At 66.2% G+C, this 15,838-nt stretch carries 15 protein-coding genes; 7 read left to right on the top strand and 8 right to left on the bottom strand.

All coding sequences use genetic code 11. The features are described from left to right. Position 1 precedes the first annotated feature (1 nt). The 6 genes from dxr to pyrH all read right to left on the bottom strand — a co-directional run bounded on the left by dxr (position 2) and on the right by pyrH (position 5,344). On the bottom strand, positions 2-1,180 hold the full coding sequence (gene dxr / locus DU478_RS07555; RefSeq protein ID WP_114510346.1) for a 1-deoxy-D-xylulose-5-phosphate reductoisomerase: 1,179 nt from the start codon (positions 1,178-1,180) through the stop codon (positions 2-4). Next, positions 1,177-1,965 carry a phosphatidate cytidylyltransferase gene (locus DU478_RS07550; RefSeq protein WP_114510345.1) on the bottom strand — a complete coding sequence of 263 codons (789 nt, stop codon included), beginning with the start codon at positions 1,963-1,965 and terminating at the stop codon, positions 1,177-1,179. Before DU478_RS07550 ends, dxr begins: the two co-directional genes overlap by 4 nt. Continuing rightward, complete coding sequence (locus DU478_RS07545; RefSeq protein ID WP_114510344.1) at positions 1,962-2,687, bottom strand: isoprenyl transferase; 726 nt, start codon at positions 2,685-2,687, stop codon at positions 1,962-1,964. The genes DU478_RS07550 and DU478_RS07545 overlap by 4 nt, the downstream gene beginning before the upstream one ends. Before the next feature lie 28 nt (positions 2,688-2,715). After that, complete coding sequence (frr, locus tag DU478_RS07540) at positions 2,716-3,279, bottom strand: ribosome recycling factor (protein ID WP_114510343.1); 564 nt, start codon at positions 3,277-3,279, stop codon at positions 2,716-2,718. A 135-nt stretch (positions 3,280-3,414) separates the two neighbouring features. Continuing rightward, positions 3,415-4,521, bottom strand: coding sequence for a Hint domain-containing protein (locus tag DU478_RS07535; protein ID WP_114510342.1), 1,107 nt, complete (start codon positions 4,519-4,521; stop codon positions 3,415-3,417). A 91-nt stretch (positions 4,522-4,612) separates the two neighbouring features. Then, entirely contained in the window at positions 4,613-5,344 is a 732-nt protein-coding gene (pyrH, locus tag DU478_RS07530) for a UMP kinase (RefSeq protein ID WP_114510341.1), read from the bottom strand. Positions 5,345-5,463: 119 nt separating this feature from the next. Between pyrH and miaA the strand changes: the two genes are divergently transcribed. The 6 genes from miaA (at position 5,464) to DU478_RS07500 (ending at position 13,800) form a co-directional block, all read left to right on the top strand. Next, positions 5,464-6,351: a tRNA (adenosine(37)-N6)-dimethylallyltransferase MiaA gene (miaA, locus tag DU478_RS07525; RefSeq protein ID WP_114510503.1), complete on the top strand. Its 888-nt coding sequence runs from the start codon at positions 5,464-5,466 to the stop codon at positions 6,349-6,351. Continuing rightward, positions 6,348-7,199, top strand: a complete 852-nt coding sequence (locus tag DU478_RS07520; protein WP_114510340.1) for a helix-turn-helix domain-containing protein — start codon at positions 6,348-6,350, stop codon at positions 7,197-7,199. The genes miaA and DU478_RS07520 overlap by 4 nt, the downstream gene beginning before the upstream one ends. Before the next feature lie 367 nt (positions 7,200-7,566). Continuing rightward, positions 7,567-9,237, top strand: coding sequence for an ABC transporter substrate-binding protein (locus tag DU478_RS07515; RefSeq protein WP_114510339.1), 1,671 nt, complete (start codon positions 7,567-7,569; stop codon positions 9,235-9,237). A 124-nt stretch (positions 9,238-9,361) separates the two neighbouring features. After that, on the top strand, positions 9,362-10,408 hold the full coding sequence (locus DU478_RS07510) for an ABC transporter permease (RefSeq protein ID WP_114510338.1): 1,047 nt from the start codon (positions 9,362-9,364) through the stop codon (positions 10,406-10,408). Positions 10,409-10,419: 11 nt separating this feature from the next. After that, the gene (locus tag DU478_RS07505) at positions 10,420-11,613 is read left to right on the top strand and encodes an ABC transporter permease (RefSeq protein ID WP_114510337.1); all 1,194 of its coding nucleotides are present in this window, start codon (positions 10,420-10,422) and stop codon (positions 11,611-11,613) included. Positions 11,614-11,715: 102 nt separating this feature from the next. Next, positions 11,716-13,800 carry a dipeptide ABC transporter ATP-binding protein gene (locus DU478_RS07500; protein WP_114510336.1) on the top strand — a complete coding sequence of 695 codons (2,085 nt, stop codon included), beginning with the start codon at positions 11,716-11,718 and terminating at the stop codon, positions 13,798-13,800. 257 nt (positions 13,801-14,057) lie between these two features. Here DU478_RS07500 and DU478_RS07495 read toward each other — a convergent pair whose 3' ends face one another. Further along, on the bottom strand, positions 14,058-14,672 hold the full coding sequence (locus tag DU478_RS07495) for a lytic transglycosylase domain-containing protein (protein ID WP_114510335.1): 615 nt from the start codon (positions 14,670-14,672) through the stop codon (positions 14,058-14,060). Between the two features lie 147 nt (positions 14,673-14,819). Between DU478_RS07495 and ssb the strand changes: the two genes are divergently transcribed. Then, a complete protein-coding gene (gene ssb / locus DU478_RS07490) occupies positions 14,820-15,332 on the top strand; it encodes a single-stranded DNA-binding protein (RefSeq protein ID WP_114510334.1) in 513 nt (170 codons plus the stop codon). A 15-nt stretch (positions 15,333-15,347) separates the two neighbouring features. Here ssb and DU478_RS07485 read toward each other — a convergent pair whose 3' ends face one another. After that, the gene (locus DU478_RS07485) at positions 15,348-15,833 is read right to left on the bottom strand and encodes a hypothetical protein (RefSeq protein ID WP_114510333.1); all 486 of its coding nucleotides are present in this window, start codon (positions 15,831-15,833) and stop codon (positions 15,348-15,350) included. Between the last annotated feature and the right edge of the window lie 5 nt (positions 15,834-15,838).

Below are 15,838 nucleotides of genomic sequence, written 5' to 3'. Positions count from 1 at the left end.
CTCAACCTCTTGGTGCGCGTTCAATCAGCTTGTCCGCGGTCTTACGTGCGAAATGGTCCGCGGCCAACACGTTATCAAGTGAAACTTCGGCATCAATGAGACCATTCTGAGCCGATTGCATAGTCAGAACCTCTTCGACAACCTCGGCCATCTGCAGGAACCCGAGCCGTCCGGCGATGAAGGCGTCGAGGCTGCGCTCCTTCGCCGCGTTGAAGACCGCGCCCGCCAGCCCGCCCGCCGCCATCACCTCGCGCGCCAGCCGCAGCGCCGGCCAGCGCGTCTCGTCCGGCGCGCGAAAGCTGAGCTGGCCGATCCGCACGAGGTCCAGCCGCTCCACCGGCAGGTCGCGGCGTTCAGGATAATGCAGCGCAAAGCCGATGGCGTGGCGCATGTCGCTTGGCCCCACGTGAGCCATGAGCGCGCCGTCGCGGAAGCCCACCAGCGCGTGGATCAGCGATTCGGGATGCACCACCGCCTCGATCTGCCCCGGCTCCAGCCCGAAGAATTCGCGGGTTTCGATCAGTTCCAGCGCCTTGTTGAACATCGACGCGCTGTCGATGGTGATGCGCTGGCCCATGACCCAGTTGGGATGGGTCGCGGCCTGGGCGGGCGTGGCGTTGCGAAGCTGTTCCAGCGGCCAGTCGCGGAAGGCGCCGCCGCTCGCGGTGATGATCACCCGTTCGACTGCCGACATTTCCTCGCCGATGAGCGCCTGGAACACCGCCGAATGTTCGCTGTCCACGGGCAGGACCGTGCCGCCGTGTTTGCGGGCCGTGGCCATGACCAGCGGCCCGGCGCAGACCATCGATTCCTTGTTGGCAAGCGCCAGCGCCGCCCCCTGCTCCAGCACCTTCAGGCCGGGCGCGAGCCCGGCAGCGCCGACGATGGCCGACATCACCCAGTCGGCGGGACGGGCGGCCGCCTCGCAGATCGCCTCTGCCCCCGCCGCGGCCTCGATGCCGGTGCCGGCCAGCGCGGCGCGCAGCGGCTCCAGGCAGCTGTCATGCGCGGTGACGGCGACCTGCGCCTTCAGCCGGATCGCATCGGCCGCCAGTCGTGCGATGTTGTTGCCGCCGGTGAGCGCCACGACCGCGTAGGCGTCCGGGTCGCGGGCGATGAGGTCGATGGTGTTCTGCCCGATGGACCCGGTCGCACCCAGGATCGACACGCGCCGCGTCATGGCGTGGCGGTCGGCAGCCCCACCAGCTGCCCCACGAACAGGATGAAGAGGGCTGCGCCCAGCATCCCGTCGAAGCGATCCAGAAGACCGCCATGGCCGGGAATGAGGTTAGAGCTGTCCTTGACCTCGGCCTTGCGCTTGACCGCGCTTTCGGCGATGTCGCCGATCTGGCTGGCCATGGCGACCGCGATGCTGATGCCCATGAGCCCACTGCCCGCGGTGGTCGCGGCGGCAAAGCCCAGCCCCACCAGCGCCGCCCCGACCCAGCCCGCGACGGTGCCCGCCCAGGTCTTTTTCGGGCTGACGCGGGGCCAGAACTTCGGCCCGCCGATGGTACGCCCGGCGAAATAGCCCGCGATGTCGGTGACCACCACGACCGACACCAGCCAGGCCATCCAGACCAGGCCGAAATCGTCGCGCAGCGCCATCATCCCGTAGCCCGCGAGCATGATCGACGCGGTAAAGACCGCGTAGCGCACGCCGCCCTGCTCCATCCGGCCGAAACCGGCCATGGAGGGGAACAGCAGCAGCGGCAGCGCGAAGGAGATCGGCACCTCGATCGCCACGGCAAGGCATGCCCCGGCGATCAGCGCAAGCACCAGCGGCGCCTTGGACCGTGCGGCATCCAGCATGCCCACGAGTTCCCAGACCATGATTGCGCTGATGATGACCACCAGCCCGTGAAACCACAGCCCGCCCAGCCAGACGCCCAGCATCCCGATGCCGACCATCAGCGCGCCCGAGATCAGGCGCGGGGTCAGGTCGTCCCAGCGCGACGCCGTCATGCGGTCACCGCGCCGTAGCGGCGGTCGCGCAAGCCGTAGGACCCGGTGAGGCGGGCGAATTCCTCGGCGGTGAAATCCGGCCAGAGCGTGTCGATGAACTCGTATTCCGAATAGGCTGACTGCCACAGCAGGAAATTCGAGATCCGCGCCTCCCCGCTGGTGCGGATCACCAGGTCCGGATCGGGCAAAACGCAGGTATCCAGGTACTTTGGCAGCGTTTCTTCATCCACATCCTCGGGTTTCAGCCGGCCCTTGGCCACGTCCTCGGCCAGCCGCTTGGTGGCGCGCGCCACCTCGTCGCGGCCGCCGTAATTCAGCGCGATGGTGAGGTTGGTGCCGGTGCAATGGGCGGTCATCGCCTCGGCCTCGTCCATCAGGCCGATCAGCTTGCGGTCCAGCTTCACCCGGTCGCCGATGAACCGCACCCGGACGTTTTCCTTCACGAAATCCTGCATCTCCTTGAAGATGTAGCGCCGGAACAGGCTCATGAGCCCCGCCACCTCGACCTGGGTGCGTTTCCAGTTCTCGGTCGAGAAGGCAAAGATGGTCAGGTAGTCGACGTTGAGGGCCGGACAGGCCTCGACGATCTCGCGCACGCGGCGGGCGCCGGCGTGGTGACCGAAAAGCCGGGGACGGCCGCGCTGGGTGGCCCATCGGCCGTTGCCGTCCATGATGATCGCCACGTGCCGGGGTCCCGGGCCATTGCGTCCTGTCTGGGCCATACCGGCGCCTTTCGCTCGCAAAATCCGCTCAGACCTGCATGATTTCTTCTTGCTTGGTCTCCAGAGCCTGGTCGACCTTGGCGATGTAGGTGTTGGTCAGCTCCTGCACCTCGTTTTCCCAGAACTTCTGGTCGTCCTCGCTAAGGCCGTCGGCCTTGGCCTTCTTGATCTGATCCATGCCGTCGCGGCGCAGATTGCGGATGCTGACGCGGGCGTTCTCGGCATAATGGCCCGCGACCTTGGTCAGCTCGCGGCGGCGTTCCTCGTTGAGTTCGGGAATCGGCAGCATGATGATCGTGCCGTTGAGCTGCGGGTTGATGCCCAGGCCGCTTTCGCGGATCGCCTTTTCGACCTTGCCCACCAGGCCCTTGTCCCAGACGTTGACGGTGACCATGCGCGGCTCGGGGACGTTGACCGTGCCGACCTGGTTGATCGGTGTCATGGCACCGTAGGCATCGACCATCACCGGCTCCAGCATCGATGCCGAGGCGCGCCCGGTGCGCAGAGAGGCGAATTCGGTGCGCAGGTTGGCAATGGCCCCATCCATGCGTCGCGTGAGGTCGTCGGTGTCGAGTTCGAAATCGTCAGCCATCTGCTCTGTCACTCCGGCAGTTTCCGTTTTGCACGGGTTTAGTGCAGGTCAAAGGCCAAGTACAGACCGGGGCTGCAATTCCGTACCGGGACGCGTCCTGCCGCCAAAGCGCGCCAAGCCGACGGCGCGGACCGGTCACGGCACCTGAAGCCCGCGCAGAAGCCGGTGCCGAACCGGCACCGGCGGGGACCGCAGCAGCGGCTGGCCGTTGCGTGCATGACGCGCAACCAGTTCCGACCGGCGGCCCTTCGGCACCACCACGCGGCAAAGCGCGAGCGGCGCCCCGAGGCGGTCGAGGATGCCCAGCAGGTCCGCGGCGTCCCGCGTCGACAGGGCGCCGATGCTTGCCGGGCCGGGAAAGAAACTTTCGGCCGGAGCGCCTTCGGCCAGCAGCACCGCGTGCCGGGCCAGTAGGACGTGATGGTAGCTGACCGGAGCGAAGTCCGGCGCGCGCACGATCCCCGGCAGCCCGCAGAGCCATTTCGCCGCCACGAACGCTTCGCCATGGCCCACCACCCGTTGCACGATCGGCGACCTGAGCAGGATGCGGTGCTGCGGCGACACCACCAGCGGTGACCGCGGCAGACCGGAGCCGAGCGCGCCGGCGGCAATGCGCACCGGCGCGGTGGCGCCGAAGCCGGCGGCGCGCGTCCGCGCGGCCCAGATCACCGGCTGCGCGCCCATATCCAAGGTCTCGACCAGATCTCCGGGGCGCAACGCCTCGACCCGCGCGGTGCCGCCCGGGACGCTGATGCGCGTGCCGCGGCCGAAACAGACCACCTGCGCGCCATCGACGCTGCGGGCGGTGAACCACCCGCTTGCGTCGTCCTGCACCACAGTGCCGAGCGTGATCGACTGGATGTTCAGTCCGTCCAGCACCACGCCACCGCTGTTTTCGTTGATGAAGGTTGCACCGTCGGTCAATTGGATGACGTTGACGACCGTCGACAGTGTGCTGCCGTCGCCCAGCAGGATATCGACCGTGTAGGATGCCACCGAATCCTGCAGCGCCGTGACCGGACCGCCGCCGAGGTCATAGGTGATCTGGCTGGCGGACTGCCCCAGGTCGTCGTCATAGGCCACGCCATCGCCTTGCGGTGTGGTCACGTCGATGCGCAGCGATCGCAAAGCGGTCTTGCCGTGGGTTCCGGCAAAGACCCCGTCGTTTTCGTTGGTCCAGTTGCCTTCATCCGTGTCCGCGGACAGGAAGGTCCCGATGTAGATGACGCCGACATTGGCCATGGCACGCGCGTTTCCCTGAGAAAGCCCAGCGTCCGCCTTGCCACGAATGTATCAAGATTTCCTGAAAACCCGCCGCGCCGGGGCGCGCGGCTCACGCGCCGACGCGGGTATAGGTCCCCTCTCCCGCGAGGATGCCCTTGAACCCGCCCGGTTCGTCCAGTGAGAAGACGATGATCGGCAGGTTGTTGTCGCGCGCCAGAGCGATGGCGCTGGCGTCCATGACCTTGAGGTTCTTCTGCAGAACGTCGTCGTAGGAAATCCGGTCGTAGCGTTTGGCCTCGGCGTGCTTCATCGGGTCCATGTCGTAGACGCCGTCGACCTTGGTGCCCTTGAAGATCGCCTCGCAGACCATCTCGTTGGCGCGCAGCGTCGCGGCGGTGTCGGTGGTAAAATAAGGGTTACCGGTGCCGGCGGCGAAAATGCAGACGCGCTTTTTCTCCAGGTGCCGCACGGCGCGGCGGCGGATGTAGGGTTCGCAGACCTGGTCCATCGGAATGGCGCTGATGGTGCGCGTGTGGATGCCGAGGCCTTCCAAGGCGGCCTGCATCGCCAACGCGTTCATCACCGTGGCGAGCATGCCCATGTAATCGGCGGTGGTGCGCTCCATGCCTTGCGCCGACCCCTGCAAACCGCGGAAGATGTTGCCGCCGCCGATGACCATGCAGATCTCGACGCCCATGTCGTGCACGCTCTTGACCTCGCGGGCGATGCGCTCGACCGTGGGCGGGTGCAGGCCGTAGCCCTGGTCGCCCATCAGCGCCTCGCCGGAAATCTTCAGAAGCACGCGTTTGAAGGCGGTTTTCGAGGGATCGGTCTCGGACATGAGGGGCTCCGTTTCGCAGGCTCTGGAATTCCGCTCTTCAATGTCGCAAAACCGGCGCCACTGCAATGCCGCGCGGGCCGCTTGCCGCCCGCCGGCCCGGTTTCGCCGAAAGGCTCCGCATGACCCCGCTGTCCCGGATCGACCCCGACCGCCCGGTGCTGATCGCCGGCCCAACCGCCAGCGGCAAGTCCGAACTGGCGCTGCGCATCGCCGAGACGCAGGGCGGCACCGTGGTCAATGCCGATGCGATCCAGGTCTATGCCAACTGGCGGGTGCTGACGGCGCGGCCTTCGGCGGCGGACGAGGCGCGCGCGCCCCATGCGCTTTACGGGCACGTTCCGGGCGACGCCGCCTATTCCGTGGGCGCCTGGCTGCGCGATCTCGAACCGCTGCTGACCGGCTCCAGCCGGCCGATCATCACCGGTGGCACCGGGCTCTATTTCACCGCCCTGACCGAGGGACTGGCGCAAATCCCTCCGACCCCGCCCGAGGTGCGCGCAGACGCCGATGCGCTGTTGCGCGACCACGGGCTGGACGCGCTGCTGGCGGCGCTGGACCCCGAGACGCTGTCCCGGATCGACCGGCTGAACCCGATGCGGGTGCAGCGCGCCTGGGAGGTGCTGCGCACCACCGGACGCGGGCTGGCGGACTGGCAGGACGACACCCCGGCCCCGCGCCTGCCGCTGGCCGGCTGCCACGCCTTCGTCGTCGCGGCCGAAAAGGACTGGCTGACGCCGCGGATCGAACGGCGCTTCGGCCAGATGCTGGCGCAGGGCGCACTGGACGAAGCGCGCGCCAACCTGCCGGGCTGGGACCCCGCCGCGCCGTCCTCCAAGGCCATCGGTGCGCCCGAGCTTATCGCCCATCTCAGGGGCGAGATCACGCTCGAACAGGCAGCAAACCGCGCAACCATCGCCACCCGGCAATTTGCCAAACGCCAGCGCACGTGGTTTCGTGCGCGGATGAAAGACTGGCAGTGGCTGACACCTGGGGATCTGTCCGCATGAGCGCACCACCGGCATTCCTGCAGAAACCCGGACGGATCAATTCCGATCCGCGTGATATCCATGCGGCGACGCTGGCGCATTATACCGGCGGCGCGACATGGAAGATCACGCAGTTGCACGACCGGCCGCGCAACCTGCTGATCTGGGTCACCCGTGGTCAGGGCCGCGTGGTGCTGAACGGCGTGCGGCGCGGTATCGGCACGCATAACGCGCTCTTCGTGCCCGCCGGGACGCTCTTCGCACTGGACTTGGGCGCGCAGGGGCTGGCGCAGGTCGTGGACAGCCCGCCGGGTCTCACCGGTCGCCTGCCGACGAAGCCGGTGCACCTGCGCATCCGCGAGGGCCTCGCCCAGGCAGAGCTCACCGGTCACATCGAGGCGATGCAGCGCGAGATCTCGCAGAACCGCCCGCTCATCCAGGATGCGCTCGAAGGCTATGTGCGGCTGATCGCCGTCTGGCTGCGCCGCCAGCAGCAGGCCGGCACCATCGACGCCCCGCGCGAAACCGCGAGCCACCGGCTGGCCGTGCGTTTCGCGCAGCTGCTGGTGCGGGATTTCCGTAGCGACCGCAGCATGGCCGACTATGCCGAGGCGCTGGACGTGACGCCCACCCACCTGAGCCGCGTCTGCCGCGCCGCCTGCGGCAAGACCGCCGCCGACATGCTGACCGAACGGCGGCTCTACGAGGCACGGCTGCTGCTGGCGCGTCCACAGCCGTCGATCCAGGAGGTGGCGGCGAGCCTCGGGTTCCACAGCCCGGCCTACTTCACCCGCTTCATCCAGACCCACACCGGCCATACGCCCTCGGGCCTGAGACGGGCGGCGCTCGGCGCCGCGCGGCCCGCCTGACGCCTGCCCCGCGCGCAGCACGGCGATCCCACCACGAAGAAAATCGGACGATCGACCGGAATTGACCGCCGCACCAGCCGGATGCGGCACTGCCTTGTGCACCGCAGCAAGGACGTTGGTGCCTGCGCTCAATTGTCCCGATCCGGCGCGTCATGTCGCTTTTGTCGCAGGAGGATGTCGCTTTTGAAGAGGGGCGATGTCGCTTTTCGAGGCCAAATGGCCGAAACAAGTCGTTGACGCCATGCATATTCTCATGCGGAATGACCTAAAGTTCGGCATGGCGGCACGCTCCAAGGATATGCAGCGGCCGCCACACACGACCGGATTGAATAAAGACATAAAGACCATGTGTCACAGGGAGAGAACGATGACGCACCAGACCAGAACCGGCCGGGTCCACCCGGCCGCAGAAATGTACGCCGCCGAGCTGCGCAAGGGTCAGATCGACCGTCGCGAATTCCTGACCCGGGTCACGGCGCTTGGCGTCACGGCGACGGCGGCCTACGCTCTGGGCGGGCTGGCCGGACCAGACCGCGGTGCGGCTCAGGCGCAGGAAGGCGGCACGCTGCGCATTCAGCAGGAGGTCCGCGCGGTCAAGGATCCGCGCACCATGGACTGGACGCAGATCTCCAATTTCACCCGCGGCTGGCTGGAATACATGGTCGAATACAACCGCGACGGATCGCTGCGCGGGATGCTCATCGAAAGCTGGGACACCAACGACGACGCGACCGAATATACCCTGAACGTGCGTCAGGGCGTGACCTGGAACAACGGCGATGCCTTCACCGCCGATGACGTTGTTCGGATGTTCGAATACTGGTGCGATAAGGACGTCGAGGGCAACTCCATGGCCGGGCGCATGGCGACGCTGATCGACGCCGATACCAACAAACTGATCGAAGGCGCCGTGACCAAGGTCGACGACATGACCGTGAAGGTGATGCTGCCCGCGCCCGACATCTCGATCGTCGTGGGCATGGCCGACTACCCGGCCGCCGTGGTGCACAGCTCGCACAATCCCGACACGATGCTGGACAACCCCGTCGGTACCGGTCCCTACCTGCCCGAGATGCTCGAGGTCGGGGTCAAGGGCGTGCTGGTCAAGAACACCGACCACACCTGGTGGGGCGCCGAAGCCGACGGCATCGGCGGCGCCACGCTCGACCGGATCGAGTTCATCGATTACGGCACCGACCCGTCGGCCTGGATCGCGGCGATCGAATCCGAAGAAGTCGACATGCTCTACCAGAACGTCAACGAGTTCATCGAGATCGGCGACGCCATCGGCTGGGAAAAGTCCGAGGTCGTGACCGGCGCCACGGTGGTGCTGCGATTCAACCAGCAGACGCTGGTGGGCGACAAGCCGCCCTATGCGGACCTCAAGGTCCGCAAGGCGCTGCAGATGGCGGTCGACAACCAGATCTGCCTTGAACTGGGCTATGCCGGCCTGGGTGTCGAGGCCCACAACCACCATGTGGCCCCCGTGCACCCGGAATACGCCGATATCGGCGGCACCGAGCTCAACCCCGAAGGCTCCGTCCCGATGCTCGAAGAGGCCGGGATGGCCGATTTCGAACACGAGCTGATCACGCTGGACGACGGGTTCACCAAGAACACCGGCGATGCGGCGGCGGCGATGATGCGCGACGCGGGCATCAACGTGCGGCGCACCGTGCTGCCCGGTTCGACCTTCTGGAACGACTGGGCCAAGTACCCGCTGTCGATCACCGAATGGAACCACCGCCCGCTGGGCGTGCAGGTTCTGGCGCTGGCCTACCGGTCGGGCGAGGCCTGGAACGAGGCGGGCTATGCCAACCCCGAGTTCGATTCGAAACTCAACGCCGCCATGTCCATCGCGGATGCCGACGCCCGCCGCGAGGTGATGGCCGAGATCGAACAGATCCTGCAGGACGACGCGGTGATCATCCAGCCCTACTGGCGCTCGCTCTACCGGCACTACAAGCCCGGCGTGGTCGGGGCAGAGATGCACCCGAGCTTTGAAATCCACGTCTACAAGCTGGGCCTCGCCGCCTGACCCGACACGACACCGCCGGAGGCCGCGCGTGCGGCGGCCTTCGGCGCATGGCGTCCGGCAGGACACACTCTAGGGACACCGACCGGGACCGTGCCCCGGCCGAACCGGAGAGGAACAAGACGACATGGGACTGTTCATTCTGAGGCGGCTGTGGGTGATGATCCTCACCGCGCTGGCGCTGACCTACATCGTCTTCTTTCTGACGAACCTCTACCCGAACCTGGAAAAGCTGGCGAAAAGCCAGGGCAATTTCCGCATGACCGACGCACAGGTGGAAACCTACCTGGGCAATCGCGGCTATCTGCAATCGACTCCGCTGAAATACGCCCAGTGGCTTGGCGTGGCGCCGGGCTGGGTCATCACCGGCACCGACGGCGAGACCCGCGCGCGCTGCGCCGCACCCGGCGCGGCCGCCGAAACCGCCACCACCTTCTGCGGCATCCTGCAGGGCAACTGGGGCTTTTCGACCGTCTTCAAGGACGGTGTCGGCAGCATCGTCGCCACGCGGCTGGCGCTGACCGGCAAGCTGATGTTCTGGGTCATGGTGCTGATGGTGCCCTCGGCCCTGCTTCTGGGCGTGCTTGCCGGGATGCGCGAAGGTACGCGCACCGACCGGGCGCTGTCCACGGTCGCGATCACCACCACGGCGACGCCGGAATACGTCTCGGGCGTGATCCTGATCGCGGTCTTTTCCTCGAGCGCCGTGGGTCTCAAGTGGTTCAAGGGCACGGCCACCAGCGCCATGGAGAACGCGACCTTCGAGAATTTCTTCCTGCCGGTGCTGACCATCGCGCTTTACGGCATGGGCTATATCGCCCGGATGACCCGCGCCAGTATGGCCGAGGTGATGACCGCGCAATACATACGCACCGCGCGGCTCAAAGGCGTGTCCTTCCCCAATATCGTGATGAAACACGCGCTGCGTAACGCGCTGATCGCGCCCTTCACGGTGATCATGCTGCAATTCCCCTGGCTGCTGAACGGCGTCGTGATCGTCGAGACGCTCTTCAACTACAAGGGCTTCGGCTGGACCCTGGTGCAGGCCGCCGGCAATAACGACATCGAGCTGCTGCTGGGCGTCTCGGTCGTGTCGGTCTTCGTCGTGCTGGTGACGCAGCTGATATCCGACATCGGCTATGTCTATCTCAATCCCCGAATTTCCGTGTCCTGAGGAGCGCTGCCATGGAACCGCTGAGCTGGGCTGACATTCTGGGCCGCATCTTCGTGCAATTCACGCCGGTCTGGATCGCGCTGGTGGTGGTTTTCGCCGCGTCGATCTGGTTCAAACGCAACCTGGGCCTTTACGGCAAGCTCTTCGATTCGACCATCGGCATGATCGGTTTCGCGCTGGTGATGTTCTGGGTCTTCACCGGCATCTTCGGCGCCATGGACATGGTGGTGACCCACGACGCGCTGAACCAGATTTCGGTGATGAAGAACAAGGCGCCGGGCACGCCGGTCATGGGCGCGGGCGAAGATGTTTATCCCTACTACCTGCTGGGCGGCGACAACCTGGCGCGGGATGTGTTCAGCCGCATGGTCAAGGGCGCCTGGGTGGTGGTGCAGATCGCCCCTCTGGCGACGCTCTTCGCTTTCATGGTGGGCATCACCCTGGGCCTGCCCGCGGGCTTCTACGGCGGCAGGCTCGACACGCTGCTGTCGTTTCTGGCGAACCTCATCCTCGCCTTCCCGGTGATCCTGCTCTTCTACCTGCTGGTCACGCCCGAGATCATCGCCACGGGCATCCCCAACTACATGGCGACCTGTCTCTTCGTCTTTCCGCTGATCTTCGTCGCGATCCTGCTCAACTCGCGCTATCACACCCAGCCCGCCCTGCGCACGCCGCTGCTGATCGGGGTGCTGGGGGTGCTGGGCTGGCTCTACCTGTCGCTGATCTCCGAGGTCGGGTCCAAGGTCCAGGTGATCCCGGGATTTCTGGACCTCTTCGACGTGCCGGGCGGCATCTTGGTGGTCTTCGTTTCGGTGGTCTTCGTCAACTCGCCCACGGTGTTCCGCATCGTCCGGGGCCTGACCATGGACATCAAGACCCGCGACTATGTCGCTGCCGCCCAGACCCGCGGCGAAGGCCCGTGGTACATCATGCTGTGGGAGATCCTGCCCAACGCCCGCGGGCCGCTGATCGTCGATTTCTGCCTGCGCATCGGTTACACCACGATCCTGCTGGGCACGCTGGGTTTCTTCGGCCTCGGCCTGCCGCCGGAAAGTCCGGACTGGGGCACCACGATCAACGACGGGCGGCGGCTTCTGTCGATCTACCTGCACCCGGCCATCGTGCCCGCCCTGTCGCTGCTGAGTCTCGTGCTGGGGCTGAACCTGCTGGCGGACGGGTTGCGCGAGGAGTCATTGAAGGACTGAGAGTGGTGACGCCGGACCGGGGGCCAGCCCCCGGACCCCCGGAGGTTTATTGGCAAGATGAAGCAGGTGGGCTGCACTCCGTATGCGAGGGAGACACAAGAGATGAAAGACATTTACGACGGGCCGATCCTCGAAATCGACGTGCTTTCGATCTCGTTCTTCACGCGGTTGCGGGAAATTCCGGCGGTCATGGATTTCTCGGTCAAGGTCATGCCCGGCGAGGCGGTGGGGCTGGTCGGAGAGAGCGGCTGCGGCAAGTCCACGGTGGCGCTCGGGGTGATGCAGGATCTGGGCAAGAACGGCCGCATCACCGGCGGTACGATCAAGTTCAAGGGCCGCGACCTCGGGCAGATGAGCGTCGAGGAGTTGCGCAAGATCCGCGGCTCCGAGATCGCGATGATCTACCAGGAACCCATGGCCTCGCTGAACCCGGCGATGAAGATCGGCAAGCAGCTGATGGAAGTGCCGATGATCCACCAGGGCGCGTCGGAGAAGGAGGCCTACGACCGCGCGCTGCAGGTGGTGACGGATGTGAAGCTGCCCGATCCCAAGCGCATCCTCGATGCCTATCCGCACCAGCTGTCGGGCGGCCAGCAGCAGCGTATCGTCATCGCCATGGCGCTGATGTCCGAACCGGCGCTGCTGATCCTGGATGAGCCGACCACGGCGCTCGACGTGACGGTGGAGGCGTCGATCGTCGACCTGGTGAAGGACCTGGGCCGCAAGTACGGCACCTCGATGCTGTTCATCAGCCACAACCTCGGGCTGGTGCTCGAAACCTGCGACCGGCTCTGCGTGATGTATTCCGGCGAGGCGGTCGAACGCGGCTCCATCGCCGATGTGTTCGACGAGATGCAGCACCCCTATACGCAGGCGCTCTTCCGCTCGATCCCCCTGCCGGGGGCTGACAAAAACAGCCGGCCGCTGGTGGCGATCCCGGGCAACTTCCCCCTGCCCCACGAACGCCCGCCGGGCTGCAACTTCGGCCCGCGCTGCGACTATTTCGAAGCCGGGCGGTGTGATCAGGGCACCATCCGCATGCGGCCCGTGAAGGGCAACGACCGGCACGAAACCCGCTGTCTGCGCTTCGAGGAGATCGACTGGAACGCGCCGCTGGCCGCCGCGATCACCAAAGACAAGGGCATGATCGGCGACGTGGTGCTGAAGATGGAGGACCTCAAGAAATACTACGAGGTCAGCGCCAATGCGCTCTTCGGCAAATCCGGTGAAACCAAGGTGGTCAAGGCCAACGAAACCCTGAGCTTCGAGGCCCGCGAGAGCGAGACGCTGGCCATCGTCGGCGAATCCGGTTGCGGCAAGTCGACCTTCGCCAAGGTGCTCATGGGGCTCGAGACGGCGACCGCGGGGCAGATCCTGCTCGACAACCGCAACATCGAATCGACGCCCATCGAACGCCGCGACACCAAGACCATCGCGGATGTGCAGATGGTGTTCCAGAACCCTTTCGACACGCTGAACCCGTCGATGACCGTGGGCCGGCAGATCATCCGGGCGCTGGAGATCTTCGGCATCGGCAAGACCGAGGCGGACCGCCGCGAGCGGATGCTGCAGCTGCTGGACCTGGTGAAGCTGCCGCGCGCCTTTGCCGACCGGATGCCGCGCCAGCTGTCCGGAGGGCAGAAACAGCGGGTCGGCATCGCCCGGGCCTTTGCCGGGGATGCGCGGATCGTGGTCGCGGACGAGCCGGTGTCGGCGCTCGACGTCAGCGTGCAGGCCGCCGTGACCGACCTGCTGATGGAGATCCAGCGCGAAAAGAAGACGACGCTGCTCTTCATCTCCCACGACCTGTCCATCGTGCGCTATCTCAGCGACCGGGTGATGGTCATGTATCTCGGTCACGTGGTCGAACTGGGCACCACCGACCAGGTCTTCTCGCCCCCGTATCATCCTTACACCGAGGCGCTGCTGTCTGCGGTGCCGATCGCCGATACGCGGGTGAAGAAGAAACATATCGTGCTCGAGGGCGACATCCCCTCGGCGATGAACCCGCCGCCGGGCTGCCCGTTCCAGACCCGTTGCCGGTGGAAATCGCAGGTCCCCGGAAAACTTTGCGAGACGGAGGTGCCGCCGGTGCGCAGGATGGCCGACGGTCATCAGATCAAGTGCCACCTCTCGGACGCGAAATTCGCCGAGATGGAGCCGGTGATCGAGATCGCCGCCGAGTGACGGGGGGATCGCGCGTGCTGCACGATGCGGCCGAGTGAAGGTGGATCGCCCGTGCCGGGCGATGCGAGAGGCCAGCCTCTCGCGCTCTGCGAGGGTTATTGAGAACCGAATAAGGGGGGGACGGGGTCGCGATGGGAGCAAATGCGCGGCGCGGATTTCCTGTCTCACGGTCGGGCAGGACGCCGGGGCAGCGACCTGCGTTTCCCAATCTTCGCTGGCGCGGTGCCCGCTTCAGGGTTTGAATGCAGAGCGTGCGATCAGCCGCCCCAGATTACCTTCACGTAGTTCTTGGTCTCGCGGTAAGGCGGGATGCCGCCGTGCTTTTCCACCGCACCGGGGCCCGCGTTGTAGGCCGCCAGCGCCAGAGGCCACGACCTGAACCGCTGATACTGCAGCTTGAGGTAGCGCGCGCCCCCCTCGAGGTTCTGCTGCGGATCCTTGGGATCCACACCGAGCGTCCGCGCGGTGGCGGGCATCAGCTGGGCGAGGCCCAAGGCGCCCTTGTGGGACTTGGCCGAGGGATTCCAGCCGGATTCCTGCTGCACCAGGCGCAGGAACAGGTCTTCGGGAATGCCGTGCTGGCGCGCGGCAGCGCGGGCCATGGTGGCGTAGATGCCCTTGTAGCGGCCGCGGTAGGCCGGCGATGTCCCATCCTCGGGCGTGCCCCATTTCGTCGGCGTGACCACCTTGGGCGGCTGCAGGCGGACGGAGTTGTTGTATTGCTGCGCCGCGCGGGTATCGAGCACCTTGGTCTGGGAGGAAAAGAGCCTGACCCGGTTCTGGCTCGACAGGACATCCGCAAAGGCCGTTCCGGCCATGGACAGTCCGATTGCGACGGCCCCTGCCGCCCAAAGCACACGCGTTTTCCGCATTGTTACACCGTCACTTCCCTCAGTCCGCCGAACTATACAGGATTGAGCGGATTCGCCTACCCCGGACGGCCATGAAGCATTTATTAACCCTGTAGCTGTGGTGTAGGGTCCGATGAACCGAGACTGATAGATTCGAAAGAGGTCCCCATGGCAGGCTCCGTCAACAAGGTCATCCTGATCGGCAATCTGGGCGCCGATCCGGAAACCCGCACGTTCCAGAACGGCGGCAAGGTGTGCAACCTGCGCCTGGCGACGTCCGAAACCTGGAAGGACCGCAACACCGGCGAACGGCGCGAACGCACCGAATGGCATTCGGTCGCGATCTTTTCGGAGCCTCTGGCGCGGGTGGCCGAGCAGTACCTGAAGAAGGGCTCCAAGGTCTATATCGAGGGGCAGCTGGAAACCCGCAAGTGGCAGGACCAGTCCGGCAACGACCGCTATTCGACCGAAGTCGTGCTGCGGCCCTACCGGTCCGAGCTGACCATGCTGGATGGCCGTGGCGACGGCGGCGGCGGTGGTGGCTCCTATGGTGGCGGCGGCGGGTCCTACGGCGGCGCATCGGGCGGTTATGACGACAGCCGCGACGGCGGGTATTCCGGCGGCGGATCGGGTCCCGCACGGGCGCCGTCACGCGATATCGACGACGAAATTCCGTTCTGATCCGTCAGCGCTCGGCTAAAGCGCGCGGGTGCGCACCGTCTCTCCGGCGGTGAGGGTCAGACCGTTCACGGTGACCTCGGCGTTCAGCGCCCAATGCGGTCGGTACCTCACGCCCGGACCGGGCTCGAGGATGGCGTCCGACACCTCGCCCGGCTTCGGCATCTCCAGCGCAAGGTCCCAGCCCGCCGCTTCGCCCTTGGCGAGAGTCCGGTTCAGCTGAAGATCGGCGCTGCGGCGAAATTTCCAGTTCTGGGTCGCGGGCCGCGCGGCGTCGCGGGGATCGGTGCTGAAACAGGTCAGGGTGACGCGCGCCAGGTCCAGCTGGCAGGGGCGCAGCGCCTCGATCGTCAGACGCCCCGGCACCACGTCGCCGGGGGCGTAGGGGCCGCCAGGCACATCGACCGTGACGCGGGCCGTGCTCCGCGCGCGCAGCCGCACCGCCACGACAAAGACCACCCCCGCCGCGATGCCGGCGAGGGCGATGGCGGCGGGCAGGTTCACGGGCA

It is taken from the genome of Thalassococcus profundi, from assembly GCF_003344785.1.
GTDB classification, from domain to species: domain Bacteria; phylum Pseudomonadota; class Alphaproteobacteria; order Rhodobacterales; family Rhodobacteraceae; genus Puniceibacterium; species Puniceibacterium profundi.
This window is presented reverse-complemented; position numbering and strand designations above follow the sequence as displayed.

What these genes read in the sequence shown, in the direction of transcription:
- dxr (WP_114510346.1), bottom strand. Translation starts at nt 1,180, where the DNA reads ATGACGCGGCGCGTGTCGATCCTGGGTGCGACCGGGTCCATCGGGCAG.
- miaA (WP_114510503.1), top strand. Translation starts at nt 5,464, where the DNA reads ATGACCCCGCTGTCCCGGATCGACCCCGACCGCCCGGTGCTGATCGCC.
- DU478_RS07515 (WP_114510339.1), top strand. Translation starts at nt 7,567, where the DNA reads ATGACGCACCAGACCAGAACCGGCCGGGTCCACCCGGCCGCAGAAATG.
- ssb (WP_114510334.1), top strand. Translation starts at nt 14,820, where the DNA reads ATGGCAGGCTCCGTCAACAAGGTCATCCTGATCGGCAATCTGGGCGCC.
- frr (WP_114510343.1), bottom strand. Translation starts at nt 3,279, where the DNA reads ATGGCTGACGATTTCGAACTCGACACCGACGACCTCACGCGACGCATG.
- DU478_RS07550 (WP_114510345.1), bottom strand. Translation starts at nt 1,965, where the DNA reads ATGACGGCGTCGCGCTGGGACGACCTGACCCCGCGCCTGATCTCGGGC.
- DU478_RS07545 (WP_114510344.1), bottom strand. Translation starts at nt 2,687, where the DNA reads ATGGCCCAGACAGGACGCAATGGCCCGGGACCCCGGCACGTGGCGATC.
- DU478_RS07505 (WP_114510337.1), top strand. Translation starts at nt 10,420, where the DNA reads ATGGAACCGCTGAGCTGGGCTGACATTCTGGGCCGCATCTTCGTGCAA.
- DU478_RS07495 (WP_114510335.1), bottom strand. Translation starts at nt 14,672, where the DNA reads ATGCGGAAAACGCGTGTGCTTTGGGCGGCAGGGGCCGTCGCAATCGGA.
- pyrH (WP_114510341.1), bottom strand. Translation starts at nt 5,344, where the DNA reads ATGTCCGAGACCGATCCCTCGAAAACCGCCTTCAAACGCGTGCTTCTG.
- DU478_RS07535 (WP_114510342.1), bottom strand. Translation starts at nt 4,521, where the DNA reads ATGGCCAATGTCGGCGTCATCTACATCGGGACCTTCCTGTCCGCGGAC.
- DU478_RS07520 (WP_114510340.1), top strand. Translation starts at nt 6,348, where the DNA reads ATGAGCGCACCACCGGCATTCCTGCAGAAACCCGGACGGATCAATTCC.
- DU478_RS07500 (WP_114510336.1), top strand. Translation starts at nt 11,716, where the DNA reads ATGAAAGACATTTACGACGGGCCGATCCTCGAAATCGACGTGCTTTCG.
- DU478_RS07510 (WP_114510338.1), top strand. Translation starts at nt 9,362, where the DNA reads ATGGGACTGTTCATTCTGAGGCGGCTGTGGGTGATGATCCTCACCGCG.